Source organism: Enorma sp. (genome assembly GCF_982429025.1).
Genome location: NZ_CEWCAA010000017.1, coordinates 1 through 23,582, shown reverse-complemented (window position 1 = coordinate 23,582; position 23,582 = coordinate 1). Strand labels below are relative to the sequence as shown.

The following is a 23,582-nucleotide window of genomic DNA, read 5'->3' as shown; positions in this document are numbered from 1 at the left end:
CGTAGAGCCCCGCGCCTCGAGAGATCGGAGCATGACGTCCCCACAATCTGGACGGCACTTGTCAAGCCTACGATACGAGGCACGATCAACCTCTTTTTCTCGCTAGATGACAAGGTTACCGAAGAGGCAAGGCTTCTCGGGAAAGCTGTTGCGTAGGCACGCAGCTGCGCGGAGACGCCTGCCACGGCGGCGGGCAAACAGCTTGGTGATGCTCGGCAAATTCGGTATAAGCGCTACGGCGGAAGCTTTGACGCTGCCGCCGCGCGACCCGTGCGGCGCGCCCCAGCGGCGCGAAGAATGATGGCCTGCCCGCTCTGAACCCCGAGCCCGTCGAAGCCGAATGCTCGGTAGACGTTGACTGGTGGCTTGAGTAGGAAGACACAGTCAGACGGTCTCGCTTCTCCAAGCGACACACTGGCAGGCTCTCGCGCCACGGCGTGCCGCGGGCTTTCGTAGCCACGCCGTCCACGATAAGTGCGACCCACAAGATTATTCTCAGTAGAATAATTCTCATCAGAATAATCTTGCGACAGTACGCAATTGAACGGAACGGGCGCCCTTCGCTGCGTACCACATACGATAGAGCAACCTATTTCTCCCCATAGAGGTTTTCATCAATCACATTCGCCGCCACGCCCCAAAGACAGTAAGGCAAATCATACTTTTTCTCGTGCAACATAAAGCTTCATCCTCCTCGTTGCTCGGTCTTCTATCACCCCGTGCAACTCTTTGCCATATTGTTGTATAAGTGCGCACACTCGTCGAAGCTCATCCTCTGTGCTTGGCTCAAAAGGAAGATGACCCTCCTTAGTATTCGTGAAATCAACACGGGGACAACCATCCACATCTGTGAAAGCGCGCAACTTAACAAGGCATCGATCGTTCTTATCCTCGAACTTGGCGACACTATTAGCAAGTGCGCCAGCATAAGCATGATAACCTTGAAGGTAGTACCAGATCTTCGCCGGCTTGAGCTCAATCTCGTCGACGAACTGGACGAATCGCTCGTCTTTCAGCAAGAACGGAATACCTTTTTGGAGAAATGCTTTCTCGCTTGAATAGTCCGGAATAAGCAACGCACGCTTCTGCCGCTCCCTATACTCCTCTTCAAACCAGCTCATATACAGCTGCGACAGTAGCGCGGTAGAGAGGGGGAACTTCGCTGTGCCATAAATCACAGCGTCCGTTCCGCAATATGGACACAGAGCCGTGTCGTCACCGTCCTCCTCATGCATCCACTTGGATATCTCATCCGCACGAAACCGACTCCCACAGCGGAAACAACCACACTGGCGAGCGTGGCGCTTGCCAAGAACCGTCCTGTTGTACGCCGTAAGACGATTGAACACATCCTTATCTTCATAGTGCAGGTGCGGGACGAGAACCGACGGCTTGTCGGGAACGATATGAGGCTCTTTCATCACTAGCACCACCTTATGGGGTTTCCGGTCTCAAGTGAAGCGAGAAGCAGTCGCCGGATCCGCTCCGCCGTCCCGTACTTCCCCTCCCACAGGAAGGGGGCTTTCTCCGACGTAACATAGAATTCACGCTCCGCTCGCTTCCCCTCCCCAACGCCAATACCGTCGAATGTCAGCGTCTCTTTTCCCGTGTCGAGGCACGTGATATACACCTGCTGGCAACCATTGGGAGCGGGCTTGCCCACGGGATGCTGCTTAAAATGCGTCGTTTCGACGCGCGGGAGGCCGGTGTGCTCGAAATACACCCTTCCGCCCGCCATGCCGACCTCGTCGTACGGACCGCGCATCCAGACGAATGTGCTTCCTGGCGTCGACGTCCAAATCCTTTCTTCGGTCTCCGCATCAACGAGCACCCACTCGTCGACGTTGGTGATTATCTCTAGGAAACGATCGAGCTCCTTGAGGGTTGCTTCCGCGAGCTCTACCGGATAGATGCCACCATTTCCGTGGGGGAGCATGTGGCTCAGCAGAGGAAACTCTGCCTCACCACCGGCTTCCTCGACCCGTGACTCAAACCCCGCAACACCCGCCCAGTTACTCACCCATTCAACTACATAGTCACCGTCTTCGTGTTCGCAACAATGATCGGACCAGTCGTAGAATGCTCTCTCAAGTTCTCCGTAGCGGGCGGCGAAGCGGCGACGCCCAAGCTCGGCGCGCCTCGAATCAAGCATCCGAGACGCGAGATAGCCCTCACCATCGATATATAGGTCATCATAGGGTACCGACCCCGGCTTGAGTTTTCCCTCTTCAAAACACCGGCAACGAACCGTCGCATCGAGCCCCATATTCCGCACCTCCGTTTTCAATGGAAAGCATCTCTGAGGAAACCGTATCCCTTCGTACGGACAAAACGGATGCTCTTTTGAATAATCTTGAGCGGTTTGCATGCCTACACACCAGCGCCTAACAGGCACGACATCGGCGATAACTTGGAGTGATAATAAGGTGCCGAGTGCCATTTTATCTTCTCAAATGTGACAACGGTGACAGGCTCTATTATCATGCTATACTTATTTCAAAAACGTATAGCAGGAGGTTGCCATGGCCGCCGCACAGATGAACATCCGCTTGGACTCTGCCCTCAAGGCATCCGGCAACGCCGTCATCGCCGAGCTTGGGTACACGCCGTCGCAGGTCGTGCGCGCGCTGTGGGAGTTCGCTACCGTGCAGGGCACGCTCCCGCCCGCCTTGACGCATCTGCTGCGCGGCGATCAAGCCGCCGGCGCAACGGACGGCGACACTCCCGACCGCATGTCTGAAGGCGCTGCGATCGTTTCATCCTTCTACCAGAAGGTCGGCATCGAGGAGCCCGTGGAAGGCGCCGTCGATTACGACGAACTCCGCGAGCTTGCCGCAGCCGAGCAGCTCGAGAAATGGGAGCTCGCATGACGAAGTCCCCGCGCGAAGGCGCTCGCCTCCCCATCAAGATCCTCGTCGACACCAACATCTGGCTTGATTACTTCCTCGCGCGCGGCGTGCATCACCATGCGGTGAGCGCGTTTATAGCGAAGGCTTACGAACGCGAGGACATCGTGCTCTATGTTCCATCGCTCTCGCTCAAGGACCTTGCGTACCAACTGGCGAGCCTCATGAAGCTCGACGCCCGGCGCGCCGGAAAGGACATTACGCCCGATATCGCCGCTGCCGCGCGCGAGATTTCCTGGAGCTGCGTGCGCAGCGTTCTAGAAAAAGCCCTTGTCGCACCCATTAGCCGCACGGAGGTGCTCGGCGCCTTTACCTACAAGCGCATCCATGACGACTTCGAGGATGACCTCGTCCTCGCCGCGCTCGACGCCGTCGACGCGAGCTTCCTCATGACGCACGACGACGCGCTCAGGCGACACGTAGGCGATTTCTGCATTACCGCCGAGGAAGGGCTCGAGCTGTTCGCCGAACTTGATGGGTAGTTACCTGAACGGCGCATATTCGCAGCGGGAGTAAGCCGTAGCGCCCTGTGCCTGGGAGGGGCGGCGAGCTCGGAGTCGAGCGCGTCAGCTTCGGTAATCCTCGTGCCTGGGAGGATGAAACGAACCCGTCCCCAAGCAACCCCTACCAAGCTAATCTGTTATACTTTACTCAAAAATTTTGACTCAACTTTTTTGAGTAAACTGAGGTGAGCAGAAATGACATTCATCGGCCGAACGAAAGAGCAGGAAAAGCTCCTGGCCCAGCTTTCCTCCCCCACCCAAAACGCAGCACTCCTCTATGGCAGACGCCGCGTTGGCAAGAGCAAACTCATTCTCCACACCATGCGGCAGGCGAGCGGCATTCGATCCATCTATTACGAATGCCGTCAGACCACCGCTGAGAACAACACGAGAAACCTCTCCGAGGTCATCGCGGAGGCCTTCGATATGCCGCCGCTCGCCTTCTCCGACATCGAGGCCGCCCTGCGCTTCGTCTTCGACCGGGCACTCAGCGAGAAGATCGCGCTCGCCATCGACGAGTATCCCTACCTCCGCGACGTCGTGAAGGGAATGGACAGCATCCTCCAGGTTCTTCTCGACGAGTATCGCGACCGCTCGCACCTCTCGCTTATCCTCTGCGGATCGTACGTAGAGGTCATGAAGTCCCTGCTGGAGCGAGACAACCCGCTCTATGGGCGCATCGACCTCAAGATCAACCTCCAGCCGATGGACTACTACGAGTCCGCGCAGTTCTATCCGGAGCGTTCCTGCGAGGACAAGGTTCGTCTCTTCAGCGTGTTCGGCGGCATTCCGTACTACAACCGCCTCATTGACAAGAACGCATCGGTTCGGGAGAACCTCATTCACCTGATTCTCGAACCGGATGCGCGGCTTGAGGACGAGGTGCCCTCCTACCTGCTCTCCGAGATCTCAAAGATCGGCAACGCCCACGAGATCTTCTCCGCGCTCGTCGACGGGCATGCCCGCTACCGAGACATCCTGGCCCAGTCGCACGTCTCCAGCGGCGCGACGCTGGTCAACGTGCTCAACAGGCTGATCGGGATGCAGCTTGTCCAACGGCGCTCGCCCATCAACGATCCCAACAACAAGAAGCGTACCTCGTACGTTATTTCCGATGGACTCTCCAAGTTCTACTACCGCTACGTCTTCAGGTACCTGTCGCAGCGCAGCGTCCTTGACCCCGAGGTCTTCTACGACCGCTACGTGAACGACGACTTTGAGACCCAGTTTGTCCCCCGCGCCTTCGAGGAGGTGTGCCGCCAGTACCTCGTACGACAGAACCGCACGGGTAATATCGAGCCACCCTTCGACCTGATAGGCACGTATTCCTACAACGATCCGGTGACAAGGACGAACGGAGAGTTCGACGTTGTCACCCGAGACCCGCTCGGATACGCCTTCTACGAGGCTAAGTTCCGCTCGACGCCCGTCACGCAGCGAATGATCGAGGACGAGGTCGAGCAGGCGCAGCAGACGGGTCTCATGTGCCACAGGTACGGGTTCTTCTCGCGCTCTGGGTTCGAGGCGCAGGCCGACGAGCGCACGGTGCTCATCGAGCTGGAGCATCTGTACCGGTAGGCGCTGCCATCGGATGCGCGGGTACCCCGTATCTGAGAAAGGGGTTGAAACGAACCCGTCCCCATCCAACCCCTATCCCAGGCAGTGCTCGATAACGTCCTTCCCGCGCAGGGCATCCAGCCACTCCGGCGGAATGCTTTCCGCCCCGTACACGATCCCCGCGAGCGCGCCGGCGACGGCAGCGGTGGTATCGGTGTCGTCGCCCAGGTTCACGGCCGCGAGCACGCAGTCTCGGTAGCTGGACGTCGTGGCCAGGCACCAAAGCGCCGCGTCGAATGTGTCGAGCACGTACCCACCCGAGCGCACCTCTTCAACCGGCCGCGCCGCGATCTCCTCCGCCACGGCCGCGGGGCTCTCGCCCGCCGAAAGCACCCGCACCACGCGCACCATGCGCACGCAGGCCTCGGTGGACGTGGGATGCGCATGCGTGATGGCCGAAACCGCCCGCACCTCTTCGTCCGTCGCATCCATGAACGCGAGCGGCACCGTGCGCATGAGCGAACCGTTGCCGTTGTCGCTCCCTGCTGCGCACCCAGCGCCCTGGTCGAGCGCCCGCGCCGTCGTTCCGCCAATGTCGAAGAGCCCGTCTACGGTGTACGCGCCCTCGCGGTACCACCGCACGAAGCGAGCGCGAATATCGTCCACATCTATACGTCCCAGCTCTCGGTAGCTGTCGCAGATCGCGAGCGCCATGGACGTGTCGTCGCTCCACGTACCCGCTGGCTGGCTGTGACTCCCGTGTCCCACCATGTCCATGCAGCAAAACGTCCCGTGCGGGCGGAATTCGTACGGCACGCCAAGCGCGTCGCCCACCGCCTGGCCATAGATGCAATCACGGAGTGTCGGTATCATATCTCCCTACCTCCTGCCGCGCGTGCGCACGTCTTCGTCCAGCTCATCGCGCCAGCCGCTGAACTCAAGCGACGCGTTGCAACGCACCGCACGCACCGCCCCGCTTGCTGCGCGATACACCGCGCCCGTACCGAAGTCGTCGGCGATATAGGGCACGGCGCGCTGGCGGTCGATGCCCAGGCGATCTGCCTCCGCTTCCACGTCGATGTTCGCACCGATGAAAATGAACTCCCAGCCCATCTCGCGGTGGCGCTCGATAAGGTGCTTCACGCGGGAATACGTGTACCTGCGGCTCGCGTTCTCCATGCCGTCGGTGGTGATGGCGAAGAGCACCTTTTGCGCCTCGTAACCCTTCGGCTGCACGCGCTGCACGAGGTCGATGTGCTCGATGGCGCCGCCCACCGCGTCGAGGAGCGCCGTGCACCCGCTGCAGCGATACTTCTTGCGCGTGAGGCGCGGCACCTCGTCGATGTCCACGCGATCGAGCAGCACGCGCGAATGGTTGTTGAACGTGACGACCGAGACCTTCGCCTCGCCCGGTAGCTCACGGTTCTCGTCGATCATGGTGTTGAAGCCGCCGATGGTGTCGTCTTCGAGCCCGCCCATGGACCCGCTCGCGTCCAGGATGAAGACGAGCTCCGTGCGCTGCGGACGCTTGCGGTCGTGCTTGCTGGCCTTGGCTGCCTTGCTGGACTTGGCGCTCTTGTTGACCTTGGTTACCTTAGCTGCCCTGGTTGCCTTGCCGGCTTTGCCGAGATTCCCGTTCGCGCCGTTCTTCTTGTCGTTCATACGTGCCTCCTTTACTGGGTGGATCTGACACGTATAAGACTACGGACAGCATGGGCAGCGTAGGTAAACCACCAGGCGACATCTACGACTCGCCAATGGGGACGCGACTCGCCATTGGGGACGGGGTTATTGGCTGGTGCGCGCCGCTGGGGAAGCCAGCCATTGGGGACGGGTGCAATTGGCTCAATGAACCTATCTTGACCTTCAATAAGCCAATTGAACCAGTGAGCGGCGCGCACCAGCCAATAACCCCCGTCCCCAATGGCTGGAACGAACCCTCCTCTTAAAACGATCCCACCAACGGCTGGTCGTAAGCAAAAAGCGCTTCGTTGAGCTGGTAGATGTCGTAGATGCCGCGCTCCAGGAAGAACCGCACGATCACGTCGAACTTGCTCGTGCGCGAAAGCGTGAGCCCCGCGCGCGAAAGCAAGTCCTGCGTCGCGGGAACATCGAGCTCAAGCGCCATGGCAAGCGCAACCGCCGTGGGCTTCGTCGGCCGATACGCGGGATTGCTGCGAATCTTCGAGAACAGCTGTCGGCTGAGGTTCGCGCGGTGGTAGACCTCGGCATCCGCAAGACCCCGCTGGTCGATGAGGGCGAGGAGCGTCCCCGAGAAACCGACGTCTAGATGCTCGAGCAAATCCTCCAACTCAGTGGGAGCGGCACCCGCTGCGGGAGCCGGTGCAGCAGCGCTGCACGCGCGGAACACGACACCGTCTGGAACGGATTCTTCGGCATCATCGCCCATAAACGAGGACGCGAAGAAATCGACCTTGCGAGCCGCGCTTTCGGCAGCTGGCGCCTCCGGTTTCGCGGCCGCAGGCGCCGCGGCACCCGCCGCCCAACGCGCTTCGCGCTCAAGCTCCGCACCGCGTCGACGCACATGCGGGCTCTGCGCGACGTACTCATCGTCGATGTACTCGCGAATCTCCTGCTCGAGCGCGCTCCCCAACCGCACGGTAGACCGGTCGAAGACCACGAGCGTGACCTCTATGTCGTCGTGCTCGGCCAAAAACGCCCGCGTCTCATCGCGCGCCACCGCAAGCGCCGCCTCCGCCGGATACCCATAGATGCCAGCAGAGATAAGCGGGTACGCCACCGAGCGCGCACCGAGCTCCACCACGCGGGCGAACATGATCTGGTAACAGCTGCGCAGCGCCGCCTCTTCGCCATGCCCGCCGCCGCGCCAGATGGGACCCACCGCATGGACGCACCAGCGCGCTGGCAAATTGAACGCCGGCGTCGCCACCGCGCTACCCGTGGGACAGCCGCCGATGGCATCGCACGCGGCGCGCATCTGCTCGCGCCCCGCCGCAGCGAAAAGCGCGCCGCACACGCCGCCGCCCTCAGCAAGGCGCGTGTTCGCAGCATTGACCAGCACGTCCGCATGCACGCGGGCGATGTCGTTCCTTACGATGCTAAACGGCATGGTGCGCTCCTCCCCCTGCGCCGCCGGTTTCCTTCGCGGCTAAACTTGCCACTTTTATGCATGAAGACCATGCTAGCACGGCCTTCACGCATAAATCTGCCAACTTTAGGCGCGAAGCGATAGCGCAAAACGGCGGCGACGGCGAACAGCACGCGGCGGCAGCTCGCGACCGCCCGCCTACTTCCCCTTCACCATGGTGAGCGAAATCTTGCCGCGCTCGCGATCCACGCGCTCGACCCACACCTGAACGGTGTCGCCCACGGCCACAACATCGCTCGGATGCTTCACGAACCGCGTCGAGAGCTTCGAGATGTGCACGAGCCCGTCCTGATGAACGCCCACGTCCACAAACGCGCCGAAGTCCACCACGTTGCGCACGGTGCCGGTGAGCTCCATGCCGGGTTCGAGGTCGTCGATGGAAAGCGCCTGCTTGCTGAACACGACCTCCGGCGCGTCGTCACGCGGGTCGCGGCCAGGCTTCTTGAGCTCGTCGATGATATCGAAGAGCGTGAGCAAGCCGCAACCCAGCTCGCCCGCGAGCGCGGAAACACTGCCCACGCGGCGCTCGATATCCGGCACGCCGCCGGCAGCCAGGTCAGAGGCCGAAACACCTGCGCGATGCAGCACTTCGCGCGCCACGGCGTAGCTCTCCGGATGCACCGCCGTCGCGTCGAGCGGGTTCGCGCTGTTCGGAATGCGTAGGAATCCCGCCGCGTTCTGGAACGCCTTGGGGCCGAGCTTCGGCACGTCGAGGAACTGCTTGCGATCGGTGAACGCGCCGTGCTCCTCGCGGTACGCCACGATGTTTCGCGCCACCTGCGGCGTAATGCCGGAGACGTAACCAAGAAGGCTCGCGCTCGCCGTGTTCACGTCCACCCCCACGCGATTCACCACGTCCTCCACCACGTGCCCGAGCGTGCGCGCGAGCTCCGTCTGGTCAAGATCGTGCTGGTATTGCCCCACGCCAATAGATTGCGGCGGAATCTTCACGAGCTCTGCGAGCGGATCTTGCAAACGCCGCCCCAGGCTCATGGCGCCGCGCGTGGTCACGTCGAGCTCCGGGTACTCCTGGCTCGCCAGCTCGCTCGCGGAATACACGGAGGCACCGGCCTCGTTCACGATGGTGTAGCGCAGCTCGGGCGCCGTCTCCGCGATGAAGCTCGAGACGACCTCTTCCGTCTCGCGGCTCGCCGTGCCGTTACCGATCACGATGGTGTTGATGTTGTAGCGCTTCACCAAACGCGCCAGCTCGCGCTTCGTACCGGCAACATCGCGGCGCGGCGGCGTGGGAAACACCACGCCATGATCGAGCAGCTTGCCCGTCTCGTCGAGAACCGCCACCTTGCAGCCCGTGCGATAGCCAGGATCGAGCGCGATCACGCGCGCACCACGCACGGGACGGGCGGAGAGCAGGCTCTCCAGGTTTTTGCCGAAGACCTTGATCGCTTCCGTTTGCGCGCGCACGGTGAGCTTCGCGCGCAGCTCACGCTCGAGCGAGGGCGCCATGAGGCGCTTGTAGCCGTCGGCGATGGCAGCGTCGAGCACCGGCGCGAACCCTCCCTGGCGGCGCGGCCAGCGACGGGCGAGGCGCGCGACGGCGGCCTCCGTATCCACGCCCACGCGCACGCGGAGCTTACCCTCGCGCTCACCGCGGTCGATGGCGAGGATTCTATGGTTGGGGATCTTCCGCGCGGGCTCGTCGAAGTCGTAATACGGCTCGTAGGGCGTCTTTTCGTTCGCGTCGACGGCAACGGACACGATCTCGCCCGTGCCCTCCGTGAACGAGCGCAAATCCGCCACGTTCTCCGGGTCTTCCGCCACCGTTTCGGCCACGATATCCTGCGCGCCGGCGAGCGCCTTCTCCGGCGTGTCGTAGCCCGCCTCCGCCGCTTCGGGCGTCACGAAGGGCGCAGCGGCATCGAGCGGCGTACCTTTGGATGTGACCTGCATGATGATCATGTTTGCAAGCGGCTCGAGTCCCGCCTCGCGCGCCTTTTGCGCACGCGTTTGGCGCTTCTTGCGGTAGGGCTTGTAGAGGTCTTCCACGCGCTGGAGCTGTGTGGCGGCGCGAATCTCTTCCTCGAGCTCCGGTGTGAGCTTGCCCTGCGCACCGATGAGCAAAATGACGTCTTCCTTGCGCTGCTCGAGGTTCCGCAGATAGGTGAGGCGGTCGTCGAGCGTGCGCAGCGCGACGTCGTCCATGCCGCCCGTCGCCTCCTTGCGGTAGCGCGCGATGAACGGGATGGTGTTTCCCTCGTCGACGAGCTTGACAGCGGCGTCGACGGCAGCGGGCTTGAGCGACAGCTCCGCCGCGAGCGTTGCGATGATATCCATAGACGACATGCCTCTCCAACCGGAATGTAAAATAACCCCAGCGACTTTTTTACATCGATGGCCTCGATGTGCGACCGCTTGGCTATGTAACAATACCCCAGCGACTTTTTTACATCGAGAACCGCGACGCGCAGCCGCTTGGCCACCTCGCCACAGGCGTTTTATTTGAAGCCGAATAAGGATACCCGCCCACCCGGACAAGGGCAAACCCGCAGGATTAAGGTAAAATTACCCTAGCGACTTTTTTGCATTTCCGCCCGCTGTCTCAACGACGAACGACCCCATTCGTCTGAATGTAAAAAAGTCGCTGGGGTAATTTTACCTGTCATGGCAGGAGGCTCACATGCCACAAACGCCCACGTTCACGACCCGCGACACAAACATTGCTGCTAACGGTACTCATCCCCTGCGCCGCATGTTTCCATACCTCATCGTCTGCATGCTGTCCATCATCGCATCGATGTTTGCCCTCACGGGCTGCTCGAACCTCGGTGAGTTCGACCAGGATGCCGTCGCCCAGCAAGCGGAACGCTACTACGAGAGCAAGTACGACGCGCACGTCGAGGTGGCCGACATCTGGGAAGACCGCTCCTACCAGCTCTTCGGCTACCGATCGTCCGGTCGGGCGTTCTGCACCATGGAGGACGGCAACACGGTGCTCGTGGATTTCGAAGAAGGCGTGCTGGGCGACAACCGCCAGCAGCACGAGATCGTCGCCGCCTACGAAGAGCAGCTCCGCGAAGCCATCCAAGACGCTACGCAAGGCCTTGAGGACGCGGGCTACACCGTCTCGCTCGTATTCATAAACAGCCGCTCCCCCGAGGCGGACGGCTTCCTGGAGGGGCAGATTTCGACCTACACCTGGCAGAAGAACGATGACTCACCCGAGGAATCCGGCTCATTCTTCTACGCGCGCTACTCGGACAGCGACCGCTTCTTCAAACAGGAGGCGTCGCGCGTGAGCCTTGGGACGCCCTCGATCGACATCGAGATCTCGGGCAGAGACGCTGCCTACGAGCACGGCTTTCCCATGAACGTCCCCGCACGTCCATCTTGGGTCGATCCCATCGACGAGGCATGCGCAACGCTCCTTCCGCTCACCGACAATGAGCCCGATGTGAGAGTTACCGTCTACCAAGAGGGATACCGCAACTATACTCGCATGGAGGACGAACCGGTCGGGGTGCTCGGAGAGCTAAGCCCGTTCGACAACATGGAACCCACCGGCAACTGGCTCATCGTCGACTGGATTCCCCTCGGCAAAGGCGTGTACATAACGTCCGACGAGCCCGGGATACGCCTGCGCGAGGGCGACGTGATGCTCGCGGAGGGAGAAGGCGCGTTTTCGCTCGAGGAACTCGTGGAAAGCGGCAGCCTCGACGAGCGCGAGAGCCGCAGCTACCACCCGGAGGCGTTTGCAACCTATCAGCTCGAGATCAAGGAAGACCTGTTCGCATCGGCACCGGTGGACGTCCAGGAAAAAGGCTGGTTCGACGTGAATATCGCCTACGACAACACCGATCCCGCGGCGGGTCTTGAGCAACTGGGCGTGACAGCCGAAGAACTCGCGCCCTCGTTGTACACGGTCAAGATCAATCCCGTCAGCGAGAATCCCGAAGATTCTGAAGATTCTTCAGGTGACGCGACGACGCCCGACGACGTACCGCCCCTCGATGTGGGCATCATGCGCACGAGCACGCTCGAGAACGGCTTTCAGTACACGAGCACCGCGCTGGACGAAAGCGAACCGCTGCTGCTGGCGAGGGTGTAAGCGCACGGCCGGCACAGCGTCGCATGTGGCCCCGGTCGATCCATCGAGCCGATTGGACGGCACCAACGACCCGTCGCGTCACTGTTCGTAGCACGTTGCGATATCGATGAGGTGGACGTACACACCGCACACCTTACCCTGGGCGTCGTAGCCGAAATAGACCGGGTAGACCCCGTCGCCCCAGCCAGCGGCGAACACGGCGAGGTTGCACTCCGTCCCCGGAACCGTCCAGTTGACCCAGTCGCCGCCTTCGCGCTGGTAGCGGGGGTGCTGGCGCGCGCTCTCGTCGAGCAAGTCGAAGAACAGGTCGTTGTAGGGATCGATGCTCTCGTCTTCCTCCAAACGCTTCGCCCAATACGCCCGGAACGCCTCCTGGGTGCGGACGTCCGCAATGCATCCCATGCCTGCATCCACGAAAAAGCCGAAGAACGTGTCATCCTCAAGGTCTTTAAGATCCTCGTCGCCCACCATACCCAGATCGTAGCGAACCGGCCGCTCGTCGCTAATCGCCATCTTGACGCAAGCATAGCGGTCGCCATAGAGCTCGCTCGGTACGACGCAGATCGTTACCGCATAGGTTCCGGCGGGAACGGTCTGGAGATACGGGCGGGCATCTTCTAGTTCGACAAGCGGGTCGCAAGCGATGAGCTCTCCCGTGGGGATGGAAATGGAACCGATGTTCAGCACGTCCACCGCCATGCCCGCGATAGCCGCTTCCGTGAAATAGGCTTCGAGGTCGATTGTGCAGGCAAGCTGCTCTTTAACAGATTCGTAGCGGCGCAGCCATTCCGATGTTGGCATAACAGCCCCCTTTCCGTCCCGAGACACAAACGCTGTACGGGCAAGCTCAAAACGCGTCTTGGTCGAGCGTCCTCGCGCTCCCTTTGGTGATGATTCTACTCGAATCGACGTTGCGTTCGATGTACGTCCAGAACGCCTCGCTTCCCCGCATGAGCGCCTCGACGGACACGCGGCGGCGCGCCGCCCACACGGTCATCTTGGCAAGCGCTCCCGTGGCGCTGTTCGGGTTCACGCGACGCACGACCCTCGTGATGTCGGCAACTTCGAACTGCCACGTGCGGCCGAAGCACGGACGAACAATCACCGCCCCCTGGCGCACGACGACCCTAAACCGCGGCCACAACACACCGGCGATAATGAAAGGTGCGATAAGGAGCGCGAATATAACGGCTCCGGCAGGCAATTACTGCCGCATTCATTTCTGCCGTATCCGAAAGGGATATCATCATGAACGCCGCGTTTCTCGATAGCCTTCCTGAAGTTCGTTCCGACCTTGGCCCTGCACTCGCCGCTGGGGAGAAGGTCGTCTTCACGGCACGCCTCGCCTGCTTCGGTACGGAGACCGACGCGTTCCTCGGCGGGCATACTTCCAAGCTCTACCTCACAAACCGGCGCCTCATCGCCAACAATACCGTGGGATTGTGGACGGTCGAGCTTGCCACGGATATCGCAAGCTGCGCCATCGTCGAAAACGGAATACCCCTCCTCAAGTCCACGGTAGTTCGCGTGGATCTCAACAAGGAGGTCGTTTACGGCGACGGCCAGGGCGTACTGCGGGGTTTCCGCTTCTACCTCGCAAAGCGTGACGGCGATCGCTTCGCCGCGCTTATGGGCAGCGCCCTGCGGTAACGCGCTTGCATACGCATGACAGCTTCGCTAGACGATGTAGCGCTCCAGCTTCGCGCGGTGGCAAGGCTCGTATTCGACGGCTTCCATCAGCTCGGCGGCGGTCATGTATTCAATCGAGAGCGACGCACCTCGCTCCTCGAACAGCGGGGCGACATATTCTTCGGCAAGCTTCGCAAAGCTTTCGAAGCCCTTATGCTCTTCCGTTTCCATCTTCAGGTATTTCTCCATGTAGCCTCCCAGGACACTGGGGTTGGTGAACTCCCAGACGCAGTTCAGCAACGTCACCTTTCCTGGTCGGTACGTGGCGTCGTTCACGAGCTTTCCGTAGATTGCGAGCAGGTGCTTCGTCATCTGCAGGCTGTCATACCTTCCATCTGAGAGGCGTTCATGCTTACGCCCTCTTCCCACGACGCAGATACATGCGAGTTTCTGGAACATCGCTACGAAACGCTCGGCATCTTCGCAAGGAACGAGGTAATGAATCGTTTCGAGATAATTTGGGCGAAGCGTATGACGGGGAGTCCCGAGCCATTCGAACATCTTCATCTCGCAGTAGACGTCCTCGCCTTCGCCTTTCAGATACGCGTCGAGGTTCGCCGGATGCGGGTTGTTTCGCAACGTCGGCAGCTGGTACTCATAGGCGAGCTTATAGCTTCCAGCATGCTTTCCCGAAGAGATCCTCACGGGACCGTTTCCAAGCAGGTTGAACGTCATGGCCGAGCTAGACCGGATGGAGCACATCTTCCCGTCGAGCTCGCTACCGCCCCCGCGCTCGTACATGGCGCGGACGCTTCCGGACATCGGGACGACCAGGTTGTCTTCCAGGCGCTTGAGGTAGTAAAGCTTCCGCGTGCCGCTTCCGCTGTTTCCGAATTCAAGCGGCCCTTCAACCGCTATAAGCCTTTTCTTAATAACTTCATGTAGCGTGGTCAGGTAGTCCATGGCGGCCTCTTTCGGCGTGTTGAGAGGATGCAAGCGGATGGCGACACCACCCCATTATGTGCAAACAGGTTGTCTACGCTCGCTACGCATTAATTTCAGGGGGCTGCCGATTTGGAAGATCCCGACACCGCGACAACGAGGGAACGGCCGCTCATCGATGCCGCCCAGCAGGTCCGTCACCTCAAGGAGCGAGGGGTCCGCTTCGAGCTGACGGACGAGCGGGAGACCGAGCGATTCCTGCGGGAGAGCAAATTCTTCTTCGAGGTGAAGGCGTTCGCGAAGTGTTTCTCCCGCTACACCAGCCCCGACTCGGAGCACTTCGGCTCCTACATCGGCCTCGACTTCGCCTACCTCGCCGAGCTCACGAGGCTCGACCACCACCTCCGCGAGTCAGTCCTCTCCCTCACCCTCGACATCGAGCGCTACATGAAGGTCGAGCTCGACAGGATGATCATGGACGCGGGAGACGATCCCTACGGACTCATGGCCTCCTTCTTCGAATCCGAGTACGAAAGAAAGATAAAGGTACCGTGCAGGACGCCCTCCTCAATCGACCCTCATACGCTCAAGTCGCGCCGCTCAAAAGCGATGGTTCCAAGCGCAAAGAGCACCGCGCCTGAAACGCCAAGCACAGTCGCGCCTGCCAAAGCACCCATTCCCCCAGACGCAACCCCGAGCGGATCGAACAGAGCAAGCGGTGTGACGTCGCCAAGCCAAGAGAGCTCGTCTCCCACCCCCGAAAGCATCTGCGCAAGAACGAAGAGGATACACAAAGAAACGCCCGCCCACCGCGCCGCCGAGACGTTCGGCAACGCACAAGCGCCTGCCCAGCACGCGCCGGAAAGAAACAGCCAGAGACAAAAGGTTGCCGCGTTGACGGCAACGAGGTCGGAGGCGTCGAGCTCGCCGGGAAACAAAGCCTGGGCGCAAGCCAGCTCGCATGCGGTGAGCACCGCCACGAGAAGGACGAGACAGAAGACGAGGACACTCGCTTGCGAGAGCATGAGCCTCGTGCGGCCAATGGGCTGCGCGAGCAGGTAGGAAATACTGCCGCGTTCGATGTGCCGAACCACGAGCCGGCTGGCGAGCACCGCCACAAGGACGAGGGGAAGCACCACGAGCAGAAAGCCGTACAGGTAGTTAACGACGAACTCCAAAAGCGTCGTCCCCTGGTCGGCCATGCCGAAGGCGGCGAAGAGCTCGGGCATGGCATCGCGCATGAGGGCGAGCGACTCGCCGAGCTCGGGGTCGTACATGCCGATGATGGCGCAGGCATAAAGGATTACCACCGTAGCAATGATGAAGGTCGGGAACAGGCAGAACCGAAGCTCGTGCTTGAAGAGAGGAAGGATCATCGTGGCCTCCTACCTTTGTCCTGAGGGCTCGTCGCCCTCGTACAGATGAAGGAACAGCTCCTCGAGCGTCTGCTCGCGGGACGTGACCGAGGCTACATCGTAGGAGGAAAGCTCCCGGATAAGCGCGTTCACGTCGCGCACATCGCGGAGCTCGACGCCGCGGGCCTCCCCCTTTGCAGGCTCATTCCCATGGGCGAGTTCCCAGCGCGAGCGCTCTCGTGCACTCGAGAACTCGATCGTGTAGCCGCGGCTGCGCATCGAGCGGACCTCGTCCATAGTGCAGGTCATGGCAACCCGCCCCGCGCGTATGAACGCCACGCGATCGCATGCACGCCCCACTTCCTCGAAGATGTGCGATGAAAGCAAGATCGCGACGCCACGAGTACGCTCCTCCTCGACCAGGTCGAGGAAGCGCTCCTGCATGAGCGGATCGAGGCCGCTCGTGGGCTCGTCGAGCAGAAGCACGTCCGGGCGTGCCATGAACGCAGCCACAATCGCAACCTTCTGCCTGTTGCCCTTGGACATCCCGCCGATTCGCGCCCCGAGGTCCAAGTCGAAGACATCGACGAGCTCACGCATCCGGGAGCGGTCGCGCATGCCCCGCATCCCCGCCATGAGGTCAAGGAAGGAACGTGCGGTCATCTCCTGCATGCAGGCGTTCTCGCCGGGGAGGTAACCCAAGCAGGCTTGCACCTGCGGGCGCGCGCAAAAGCAATCGTGCCCGAAAATCTCGACCGTTCCTTTCTGCGGTTTGATGAGCCCCATGAGATGGCGCATCGTCACCGTCTTCCCGGCCCCGTTGGGGCCGAGGAAGCCGAGCACTTCTCCCGCGGCCACCTCAAGGTTGACGTCGAAGACGCCGCGGCCCCGCCCATAGTCCTTTGTGAGTCCGCGCGCGCAGATCGCAGGCGCTGAGGCGTTCACCATCACAGATACTCCTCCTTGTACGTAGCCCTCTTGAGCCAGTCGAGCCAGACGAGAAACTCTGAAAGCATTGCCTCCATGTCGAGCTCCCCTCCTCCACGCAGCTGCTCGTGCAGGTAGCCGTCGCCGCACCACACGAGCATGCGCACCACGCGCATGGGATCAACGTCCTCTCGGAACCGATCCCAGCGCACGTGGCCCAGATAGGTCTGCACCATAGCGGGCACCGCGTCCGTCATGAACGCATCGAGCACCCCCGAGACGTCCCGATGGCCAAGGTAGAACGCGCGAACGAAGAAGCTCATGATGCGCGGGCTCGATCCCGCGAGTCCGGCCTTCTGCGTCACGGCGTGACGCATAATCTCGAAGAAGTCGTCAATCTGGTACCAGCGATCATCGACCACCGCATCAGCGACGCGCCTCGTGAGCGCTGTGAACACATAGAGATATAGATCGCGTTTGTTCTTGAAATAGAAGAAGAGCTGGCTTTTCGACACGCCGGCGCGCCTGGCTATATCCGCCGTGGATGCGCGGGCGTAGTCCTCGTCGCCGAACACCTCGGAAGCAGCGTCCACAATCGCGCGCCTGCGGTCCTCGGGGAGGCTTTCGAAGCGCTCGAACCTGTCTGACATGGGACCTCGCTTTCCCTCGCCTTTCGAGAACAAGGCTACCCCGTTGACCAGGATATGGAAGGGGTCCTGAGCTCGCAAAACGATTCCTCGGGCGCGCTCTGACGCCCGGCATGCGATCCGGAGCCCAGTGGGCGACCCCGGCGAGCCGACCCATCGGAAAACGCAGCACCCCGCAGGAATCCTGCGGGGTGCACGATAGCTGATGCCGATACACCTTCAGAGCCAAACGTCGCACCTACTTCCGGCGCCTCCGCCCGATCGCCCAGAACGCGAGGAGAACCACCGCGCCACCTGCAACGGCGAACCAATCCCGAGGAGAGCCGAGGCCGCCCGTCGCCGCACCGAGGGCAAGGGTGCCCGCGACCCAGAGCATAGGCAGAATGGCCACTGTCCACGCTGGACGCGCAAAGCGTCCCAGGGCGAAGGAGCCGGCGAGCGCGGCGGCAACGGCGAGCATCATCGCCAGCTTTCGGAACGACGCGGGATCGAGGAGGACGTCGCCTACCACGAGCACGCCGATGCCGACTGCAAGACCGGTAAAGACCTGTAGGACGACCCTCATCCCCAGAGCGGCTCCGCTCGCGCGTGCCGCCTCCACGGGCTCGCCCGTGGCCGCACCGAGAAGCTCGGCAGCACTTCTCACCTCGTCGGAACCCTCGGAGCGGCGCGCCACGAGCATCGCGCCCGCGAACGCGAGCACCAGCACTGCAAGCAGCAGACGCAACGCCGGCTCAAGGTAGTCGCGCCCCGCGACCGCCGTTACGGCGAGCGCCGTACCCACGACCACCTCGACTGCGGCGAGCGCCACCGCGAAAGTTTTCGTCCTCCGCTCGTTCTTCTCGACCATTTCGCGCATCTCGTCCACGTCCCCTCTCACCAGCTCGTCGATCGTGGTGCCGAAGAGGTTGGCGAGGAGCAGCATGCTCTGGACGTCGGGCAGGGTCTTCCCGGTCTCCCAGTGGCTCACCGTGACGCGGCTCACGTAGAGCCTTTGCGCGAGCTCCTCCTGGGAGAGCCCGAGCGCCTGCCTGCGCTCCCTAATCTGGTTGCCGACATCCATGTGCGCTTCCGTCCTCCCGCGGCCCCTCCTGCATCCCCAACGTAGCCGAAGGGCGTCCATGACGCAGTATAAAGTGCTTTACACGCCATCTGACCTGCGGGGCAGTATCTGCCAACAAGATTGCACCGCGAACGGCGGGAAGGGTCGCTCGGGAGGGCACAGCCCCGTCGTCCACCCAAGAGTCGAAGTTGCTCGCACACCCATCCGCCTCGCAGGGGTATACGGAGAGAAACGACCACCGGGAGGACCCATGCCAAGTCAGCTCACCAAACGCGCGCTCGAGGAGTCACTCAAGCGCCTTTTGCTTACAAAGCCCCTGAACAAGATCACCATCGCAGACATCACGAGCGACTGCGGCATCAGCCGCATGACGTTCTACTATCACTTCCAGGACATCTACGACCTGGTCGAATGGGCGTGCGAGGAGGACGCTGCGCGGGCCATCGCCGGCAACAAGACCGCCGACACCTGGCAGACCGGCCTTCTGGACACCTTTCTCGCCCTGCGCGAGAACAAGCCCTTCATCGCGAGCATTTATCACGACATGAGCCGTGAACAGGTAGAACGGTTTCTCGTTCCCGTGGTGAGCGACCTAGTGAAAAGCGTGGTCGACGAGCATGCAGCACGAAGGCATGTGCGCGAGCAGGACAGGGACTTCATCGCACGCTTCTTCGCGCATGCGCTCATCGGGACAGTTCTGGACTGGATCGCCCGAGACATGCTCGACGACCCGCAGCAGCTGGTGCAGCGCGTGGCTACCATCGCAGACGGCGCCATCGAAACCGCGCTTGACCGGCTCGAGATCCCCGGCGGCTACATCGCCGGAAGCGAGGGGAGCGTTCCGGAAGGGTCTGCCGCTCCGTAGGAACGCGATACGGGCACCTCGCCCGCCTTTCTCGCCCATCTGTACAATCCGGCCGTATTGATAAGAAACCGTACAAAGGCACGGCACTGTCTATGGTGCGCCGCCCATCGCGGCTCCACCATGGAACGAGACGCACGGGACACGCCCGTTGCGCACGTTAGAAAGGTGCTGCCATGTACTATTCAAGCGGCAACTACGAAGCATTTGCTCGTCCCAAGAAACCTGCGGGCATCGACCACAAGAGCGCCTACATTGTGGGCACGGGCCTCGCGGCGCTCTCCGCGGCGTGCTACCTCGTTCGCGACGCCCAGATGCCGGGCAAGAACATCCACATCTTCGAGAAAGACAGCGTGCCCGGCGGCGCATGCGACGGCCTCGACATTCCGGGCCTCGGCTACGTCATGCGCGGAGGCCGCGAGATGGACAACCACTTCGAGGTGATGTGGGACCTCTTCCGCTCCATCCCCTCCATCGAGACCCCCGGCGTTTCCGTTCTGGACGAGTATTACTGGCTCAACAAGGAAGACCCCAACTACTCGCTCTGCCGCGCAACGAAGAATCGCGGGCAAGACGCGGGATGCGCCGGGAAGTTCGGCCTCTCGGACAAGGCGGCCATGGAGATCATGGAGCTCTTCTTCACGCCCGACGAGAAGCTCTACGGCCGTCCCATCACCGACTTCTTTGACGACGAGGTGCTCGCCTCCAACTTCTGGATGTACTGGCGTACCATGTTCGCGTTCGAGAACTGGCACTCTGCACTCGAGATGAAGCTCTATATCAAGCGCTACATCCACCATATCGCTGGGCTGCCGGACTTCTCGGCCCTGCGCTTCACCAGGTACAACCAGTACGAGTCGATGATCTTGCCCCTCATCGAATATCTCAAGGCAGCGGGCGTGCAGTTCCACTTCAACACGAAGGTCGAAGACATAAGGTTCTCCATCGGAGGGGGCGCGGGCCCGGTGCGCCCGCACACTGGCACCGGCCAGGACACCATCCAGCGCATCCAGCAGGAGGCCTTCCCGCGCAACCCCTACAGCTCGCCCGCGAAGAAGGTGGCGACGCGCATCGTGCTGAGTCAGACTGCCGCGAGCGGCGAAGCCGAACCCGGCGCGACCACGGTCATCGACCTCACTGAAAACGACCTCGTCTTCATCACCAACGGCGGCTGCGTCGAAAACTCCACCATGGGTGCGCAGGACAAACCCGCTGCATGGAAGCCCGAGCTTGCCCCTGGCGGCGGTTGGGATATGTGGCGCCGCATCGCGGAACAGGACCCCAGCTTCGGTCATCCCGACACCTTCTGCGGCGACCCCGAGAAGACCAAGTGGATGAGCGCTACGGTGACGACCCTCGACGGCGAGATCCCGCCCTACATCCAGGCGATCTGCAAGCGCGACCCCTTCACCGGCCATGTGGTCACCGGTGGCATCGTGACCTGCACCGACTCAAACTGGCTCCTGAGCTGGACACTCAACCGCCAGCAGCAGTTCCGCGACCAGCCCAAGAACGAGCTGTGCGTGTGGGTGTACGGCCTCTTCCCCAACGAGCCCGGCAACTACGTGAAAAAGCCCATGTGCGACTGCACCGGCGAGGAGATCTGCCAGGAGTGGCTCTATCACATGGGCGTTCCGGAGGCGCGCATCGCCGAGCTCGCCGCGAACCACGCCAACACGGTGCCCGTCATGATGCCCTACATCACGGCCTTCTTCATGCCGCGCGCCGCAGGCGACCGCCCCGACGTGGTACCCGACGGCGCGGTCAACTTCGCCTTCATCGGCCAGTTTGCCGAGACGCCGCGCGACACCATCTTCACCACGGAGTACTCCATGCGCACGGGCATGGAAGCCGTCTACACGCTCTGCGACGTCGACCGCGGCGTGCCCGAGGTATGGGGCAGCGTCTTTGACGTGCGCGACCTGCTCATGGCGAGCGTGAAGCTGCGCGACGGCAAACCGATCACCGACATGAAGCTCGGCCTGGTCGAGCGGTTCGCGCTCAAGGAGGCGCTCAAGAAGGTCAGGGGGACTGACATCGAGAAGGTGTTGAAGGAGTTCGAGGCGATTTAATAGAGGCGGCACGGCGCGCGGCGAGAGATTGCCGCGCGCCGACCGACGCTTCCGATTTCCCCCGCCTCTTCAATGATCACGGCCCTGTTTTCGCGTTACTTGGAGGAAACAGGGCCGAAATACTCCATTGCCAGAGAACATCAGGCGGATATTGCTGCGACCGGAAAGCGGGAGCTGTCTTCAGCGTTCTCGCTTTCGTAGCGGATGAGCGCCGGCGCATCCTCTTTTCTCCCTGCCCTTACGGGCGCGCCACACCCATGGCGCGATAGAGATCCTCGAAGCCGAGCCCCTTACGGTCCCGACGGCGGTACCACGTCGCATAGGTATTCCAGTCGGGCGCGAGAACGTGATTGCAAAGCAAGATCCACAGGGGGATGAACGGGATGAAGAGCAGCCCGGCAAACGAGAGCCACACAAGAACCCTGAGCTCCATATCCATGGAGAGCGGAAGTGCTAGAAGGATTACCAGGGCCAGCACTGCAGCCGCCGCATAGCCAATCATCCCGCGGATTTGCAGCTTCTTCGCTTTTTCGTATCCAGAGAGAATACGCCCGAGCAGCTGCGCGTGGCTGCGGCTGAAGGTCTGGAGCGCATAAGCCAGCATCTCGTTACGCTCCGCAGCCGAGGCGGCAACCCCCGCCGCAGTCGCCGTCTCTGAAAACCCGTCGGGCGCACGCAGCGGAGCGTCGGACGCCCACTCGTAGAAATCGTGGTCCATGTACGTCCCTCCAAAATGTGAGGCGCCGACACTCGCCAGCGGTGATCAGACGGATTCATTTTATCATCTGCCCAGCTCGGCCTTCTGCCGCAGGGACGGGACCGAAGGAGCGCCCGAGGAAGCGCCTCGCCCCGCGGCGCCCCAGCATCGAGCCCCATGATTGCCTGCATGAGGCATGACGTGACGCACCGGCAAATACCGGCGGATGCATCGATCGCGACGCCATAGTAACCGAGGGAGCAAACCCACTCGAGCTAGTCCCACCGCCCAAACAAACGCATGCCAGCCCCAGCCTCTCGACTGGGACCGGCATAGCAAATATCGCGTTTATCGGGACATTTTTGTCAAAAGTGACGATTTATGCCCCCATAACTGCCAGATTTCCTATTCCCACTCTACAGGCAAGAAGTTCCCTCATTCTCTTCCTCGCCTTCGCGAGGCTGTACTTGACGGCGCGCTCGGAGCACCCCTCGCGACAGGCGATCTCCTTGACGGGGAGCTGTGCGACCGCGTGCATGAGGAGGCGGCGGAGCTGGACCGCCGGGAGCTGGGCCAGGGCGGCGGCGAGCTCGCCCCTCCGGCACTTGCTCAGGAGACCGAATCCCGGCTCCGACTCCGGGCCGGCGGATGGGACAAATGAATCCATCGCGTCGAGGCTGAGCGTGTGCTTGGCCTCCCTGCGCTCGATCCGCCATGTCTCGCGCTGCATATCCCTGAGGGCGCTGGCGACCTCATCCGTCACCTCGACGGAGACTCTCGCTCCGCCAGGAAAGGCCACGGTGACGGAGGCGCCGCATGCGCCACGTCGGACGGAATCGTGGGAGTGCTCCATCCTGCCCCTCTTTCTTTGAAGAGAGGCACGGGACACAAATAGACGGCCCCTCTTGCCTATACGGACAAGAAGGGCCGCTCAGGGGAAGCCTGCCGGCATCGCTTTTTGAGTGAATTGGCCTAACCGGGCAGAGCCGGAACGCGTGGAAAACGCCTCGGGAGCATGTCGGCGATACCACCCCCTAGCCGGGGCGCTGGTCAGGGGCTATGTGGGCCGGGGCGGTGCGCCCCGGCCCGCGTCTCCCCACGAAGACCGTGTGCTATGCGCCCGCTGTGCGCTGGGAGATGCTCCAGCCGAGGCTCTCGGCCTGGATGCGGACTGTGTTTGATAACGTCTGATTTGCGAATTTGAGCATACTGTTTTTTCGGGAATG

The 23,582-nt window shown here is 61.7% G+C and carries 22 protein-coding genes; 7 read left to right on the top strand and 15 right to left on the bottom strand.

Going from position 1 to position 23,582, the window contains the following annotated elements; translation table 11 throughout:
* Window positions 1-656 precede the first annotated feature (656 nt).
* Complete coding sequence (locus tag AC1VS5_RS04510; RefSeq protein WP_481217840.1) at window positions 657-1,421, bottom strand: hypothetical protein; 765 nt, start codon at window positions 1,419-1,421, stop codon at window positions 657-659.
* A gap of 2 nt (window positions 1,422-1,423) precedes the next feature.
* Window positions 1,424-2,266, bottom strand: coding sequence for a hypothetical protein (locus AC1VS5_RS04505; protein ID WP_481217832.1), 843 nt, complete (start codon window positions 2,264-2,266; stop codon window positions 1,424-1,426).
* A 256-nt stretch (window positions 2,267-2,522) separates the two neighbouring features.
* Here AC1VS5_RS04505 and AC1VS5_RS04500 point away from each other — a divergent pair, with 256 nt between their 5' ends.
* The 3 genes from AC1VS5_RS04500 to AC1VS5_RS04490 all read left to right on the top strand — a co-directional run bounded on the left by AC1VS5_RS04500 (window position 2,523) and on the right by AC1VS5_RS04490 (window position 4,987).
* Entirely contained in the window at window positions 2,523-2,870 is a 348-nt protein-coding gene (locus AC1VS5_RS04500) for a type II toxin-antitoxin system RelB/DinJ family antitoxin (RefSeq protein ID WP_481217831.1), read from the top strand.
* The gene (locus AC1VS5_RS04495) at window positions 2,867-3,388 is read left to right on the top strand and encodes a type II toxin-antitoxin system VapC family toxin (protein WP_481217830.1); all 522 of its coding nucleotides are present in this window, start codon (window positions 2,867-2,869) and stop codon (window positions 3,386-3,388) included. Before AC1VS5_RS04500 ends, AC1VS5_RS04495 begins: the two co-directional genes overlap by 4 nt.
* 216 nt (window positions 3,389-3,604) lie before the next feature.
* A complete protein-coding gene (locus tag AC1VS5_RS04490; RefSeq protein ID WP_481217829.1) occupies window positions 3,605-4,987 on the top strand; it encodes an ATP-binding protein in 1,383 nt (460 codons plus the stop codon).
* A 72-nt stretch (window positions 4,988-5,059) separates the two neighbouring features.
* On the opposite strand, the gene AC1VS5_RS04485 is transcribed toward AC1VS5_RS04490, so the two are convergent.
* The 4 genes from AC1VS5_RS04485 to AC1VS5_RS04470 form a co-directional block, all read right to left on the bottom strand.
* Window positions 5,060-5,839, bottom strand: coding sequence for an ADP-ribosylglycohydrolase family protein (locus AC1VS5_RS04485; RefSeq protein ID WP_481217828.1), 780 nt, complete (start codon window positions 5,837-5,839; stop codon window positions 5,060-5,062).
* 6 nt (window positions 5,840-5,845) lie between these two features.
* Window positions 5,846-6,628, bottom strand: a complete 783-nt coding sequence (locus AC1VS5_RS04480) for a vWA domain-containing protein (protein WP_481217827.1) — start codon at window positions 6,626-6,628, stop codon at window positions 5,846-5,848.
* A gap of 283 nt (window positions 6,629-6,911) precedes the next feature.
* On the bottom strand, window positions 6,912-8,057 hold the full coding sequence (locus AC1VS5_RS04475; protein ID WP_481217826.1) for a macro domain-containing protein: 1,146 nt from the start codon (window positions 8,055-8,057) through the stop codon (window positions 6,912-6,914).
* Between the two features lie 177 nt (window positions 8,058-8,234).
* On the bottom strand, window positions 8,235-10,391 hold the full coding sequence (locus AC1VS5_RS04470) for a Tex family protein (protein ID WP_481217825.1): 2,157 nt from the start codon (window positions 10,389-10,391) through the stop codon (window positions 8,235-8,237).
* Between the two features lie 343 nt (window positions 10,392-10,734).
* On the opposite strand from AC1VS5_RS04470, the gene AC1VS5_RS04465 reads away from it, so the two are divergent.
* Entirely contained in the window at window positions 10,735-12,162 is a 1,428-nt protein-coding gene (locus AC1VS5_RS04465) for a hypothetical protein (protein ID WP_481217824.1), read from the top strand.
* 78 nt (window positions 12,163-12,240) lie between these two features.
* Here the strand turns inward: AC1VS5_RS04465 and AC1VS5_RS04460 are convergent, their stop codons facing one another.
* Both AC1VS5_RS04460 and AC1VS5_RS04455 read right to left on the bottom strand, forming a co-directional pair.
* Window positions 12,241-12,963 carry a DUF4241 domain-containing protein gene (locus tag AC1VS5_RS04460; RefSeq protein WP_481217823.1) on the bottom strand — a complete coding sequence of 241 codons (723 nt, stop codon included), beginning with the start codon at window positions 12,961-12,963 and terminating at the stop codon, window positions 12,241-12,243.
* 46 nt (window positions 12,964-13,009) lie between these two features.
* Window positions 13,010-13,267 carry a hypothetical protein gene (locus AC1VS5_RS04455; protein ID WP_481217822.1) on the bottom strand — a complete coding sequence of 86 codons (258 nt, stop codon included), beginning with the start codon at window positions 13,265-13,267 and terminating at the stop codon, window positions 13,010-13,012.
* A gap of 143 nt (window positions 13,268-13,410) precedes the next feature.
* Here AC1VS5_RS04455 and AC1VS5_RS04450 point away from each other — a divergent pair, with 143 nt between their 5' ends.
* A complete protein-coding gene (locus AC1VS5_RS04450) occupies window positions 13,411-13,812 on the top strand; it encodes a hypothetical protein (protein ID WP_481217821.1) in 402 nt (133 codons plus the stop codon).
* A 27-nt stretch (window positions 13,813-13,839) separates the two neighbouring features.
* Here AC1VS5_RS04450 and AC1VS5_RS04445 read toward each other — a convergent pair whose 3' ends face one another.
* The 5 genes from AC1VS5_RS04445 to AC1VS5_RS04425 all read right to left on the bottom strand — a co-directional run bounded on the left by AC1VS5_RS04445 (window position 13,840) and on the right by AC1VS5_RS04425 (window position 18,725).
* Complete coding sequence (locus tag AC1VS5_RS04445; protein WP_481217820.1) at window positions 13,840-14,754, bottom strand: hypothetical protein; 915 nt, start codon at window positions 14,752-14,754, stop codon at window positions 13,840-13,842.
* 557 nt (window positions 14,755-15,311) lie between these two features.
* Window positions 15,312-16,109: a hypothetical protein gene (locus AC1VS5_RS04440; RefSeq protein ID WP_481217819.1), complete on the bottom strand. Its 798-nt coding sequence runs from the start codon at window positions 16,107-16,109 to the stop codon at window positions 15,312-15,314.
* A 9-nt stretch (window positions 16,110-16,118) separates the two neighbouring features.
* On the bottom strand, window positions 16,119-17,036 hold the full coding sequence (locus AC1VS5_RS04435) for an ABC transporter ATP-binding protein (protein ID WP_481217839.1): 918 nt from the start codon (window positions 17,034-17,036) through the stop codon (window positions 16,119-16,121).
* Entirely contained in the window at window positions 17,036-17,665 is a 630-nt protein-coding gene (locus tag AC1VS5_RS04430; RefSeq protein ID WP_481217818.1) for a TetR/AcrR family transcriptional regulator, read from the bottom strand. The genes AC1VS5_RS04435 and AC1VS5_RS04430 overlap by 1 nt, the downstream gene beginning before the upstream one ends.
* A gap of 235 nt (window positions 17,666-17,900) precedes the next feature.
* Window positions 17,901-18,725, bottom strand: a complete 825-nt coding sequence (locus AC1VS5_RS04425) for a helix-turn-helix transcriptional regulator (RefSeq protein ID WP_481217817.1) — start codon at window positions 18,723-18,725, stop codon at window positions 17,901-17,903.
* Between the two features lie 250 nt (window positions 18,726-18,975).
* Between AC1VS5_RS04425 and AC1VS5_RS04420 the strand changes: the two genes are divergently transcribed.
* Complete coding sequence (locus AC1VS5_RS04420; RefSeq protein WP_481217816.1) at window positions 18,976-19,590, top strand: TetR/AcrR family transcriptional regulator; 615 nt, start codon at window positions 18,976-18,978, stop codon at window positions 19,588-19,590.
* A 173-nt stretch (window positions 19,591-19,763) separates the two neighbouring features.
* Window positions 19,764-21,659, top strand: a complete 1,896-nt coding sequence (locus tag AC1VS5_RS04415) for an oleate hydratase (protein WP_481217815.1) — start codon at window positions 19,764-19,766, stop codon at window positions 21,657-21,659.
* 238 nt (window positions 21,660-21,897) lie between these two features.
* On the opposite strand, the gene AC1VS5_RS04410 is transcribed toward AC1VS5_RS04415, so the two are convergent.
* A complete protein-coding gene (locus AC1VS5_RS04410) occupies window positions 21,898-22,377 on the bottom strand; it encodes a hypothetical protein (RefSeq protein ID WP_481217814.1) in 480 nt (159 codons plus the stop codon).
* 358 nt (window positions 22,378-22,735) lie between these two features.
* Window positions 22,736-23,209 (bottom strand): sigma factor-like helix-turn-helix DNA-binding protein, encoded by a 474-nt coding sequence (locus AC1VS5_RS04405; protein ID WP_481217813.1) that lies wholly within the window; start codon window positions 23,207-23,209, stop codon window positions 22,736-22,738.
* Between the last annotated feature and the right edge of the window lie 373 nt (window positions 23,210-23,582).

Bases quoted from the DNA above. Each gene is read 5' to 3' on its own strand.
- AC1VS5_RS04510 (WP_481217840.1), bottom strand. From the start codon at position 1,421: ATGAAAGAGCCTCATATCGTTCCCGACAAGCCGTCGGTTCTCGTCCCG.
- AC1VS5_RS04460 (WP_481217823.1), bottom strand. From the start codon at position 12,963: ATGCCAACATCGGAATGGCTGCGCCGCTACGAATCTGTTAAAGAGCAG.
- AC1VS5_RS04470 (WP_481217825.1), bottom strand. From the start codon at position 10,391: ATGGATATCATCGCAACGCTCGCGGCGGAGCTGTCGCTCAAGCCCGCT.
- AC1VS5_RS04475 (WP_481217826.1), bottom strand. From the start codon at position 8,057: ATGCCGTTTAGCATCGTAAGGAACGACATCGCCCGCGTGCATGCGGAC.
- AC1VS5_RS04480 (WP_481217827.1), bottom strand. From the start codon at position 6,628: ATGAACGACAAGAAGAACGGCGCGAACGGGAATCTCGGCAAAGCCGGC.
- AC1VS5_RS04485 (WP_481217828.1), bottom strand. From the start codon at position 5,839: ATGATACCGACACTCCGTGATTGCATCTATGGCCAGGCGGTGGGCGAC.
- AC1VS5_RS04420 (WP_481217816.1), top strand. From the start codon at position 18,976: ATGCCAAGTCAGCTCACCAAACGCGCGCTCGAGGAGTCACTCAAGCGC.
- AC1VS5_RS04415 (WP_481217815.1), top strand. From the start codon at position 19,764: ATGTACTATTCAAGCGGCAACTACGAAGCATTTGCTCGTCCCAAGAAA.
- AC1VS5_RS04410 (WP_481217814.1), bottom strand. From the start codon at position 22,377: ATGGACCACGATTTCTACGAGTGGGCGTCCGACGCTCCGCTGCGTGCG.
- AC1VS5_RS04445 (WP_481217820.1), bottom strand. From the start codon at position 14,754: ATGGACTACCTGACCACGCTACATGAAGTTATTAAGAAAAGGCTTATA.
- AC1VS5_RS04425 (WP_481217817.1), bottom strand. From the start codon at position 18,725: ATGGATGTCGGCAACCAGATTAGGGAGCGCAGGCAGGCGCTCGGGCTC.
- AC1VS5_RS04490 (WP_481217829.1), top strand. From the start codon at position 3,605: ATGACATTCATCGGCCGAACGAAAGAGCAGGAAAAGCTCCTGGCCCAG.
- AC1VS5_RS04495 (WP_481217830.1), top strand. From the start codon at position 2,867: ATGACGAAGTCCCCGCGCGAAGGCGCTCGCCTCCCCATCAAGATCCTC.
- AC1VS5_RS04440 (WP_481217819.1), bottom strand. From the start codon at position 16,109: ATGATCCTTCCTCTCTTCAAGCACGAGCTTCGGTTCTGCCTGTTCCCG.
- AC1VS5_RS04435 (WP_481217839.1), bottom strand. From the start codon at position 17,036: ATGGTGAACGCCTCAGCGCCTGCGATCTGCGCGCGCGGACTCACAAAG.
- AC1VS5_RS04465 (WP_481217824.1), top strand. From the start codon at position 10,735: ATGCCACAAACGCCCACGTTCACGACCCGCGACACAAACATTGCTGCT.
- AC1VS5_RS04405 (WP_481217813.1), bottom strand. From the start codon at position 23,209: ATGGAGCACTCCCACGATTCCGTCCGACGTGGCGCATGCGGCGCCTCC.
- AC1VS5_RS04430 (WP_481217818.1), bottom strand. From the start codon at position 17,665: ATGTCAGACAGGTTCGAGCGCTTCGAAAGCCTCCCCGAGGACCGCAGG.
- AC1VS5_RS04500 (WP_481217831.1), top strand. From the start codon at position 2,523: ATGGCCGCCGCACAGATGAACATCCGCTTGGACTCTGCCCTCAAGGCA.
- AC1VS5_RS04505 (WP_481217832.1), bottom strand. From the start codon at position 2,266: ATGGGGCTCGATGCGACGGTTCGTTGCCGGTGTTTTGAAGAGGGAAAA.
- AC1VS5_RS04450 (WP_481217821.1), top strand. From the start codon at position 13,411: ATGAACGCCGCGTTTCTCGATAGCCTTCCTGAAGTTCGTTCCGACCTT.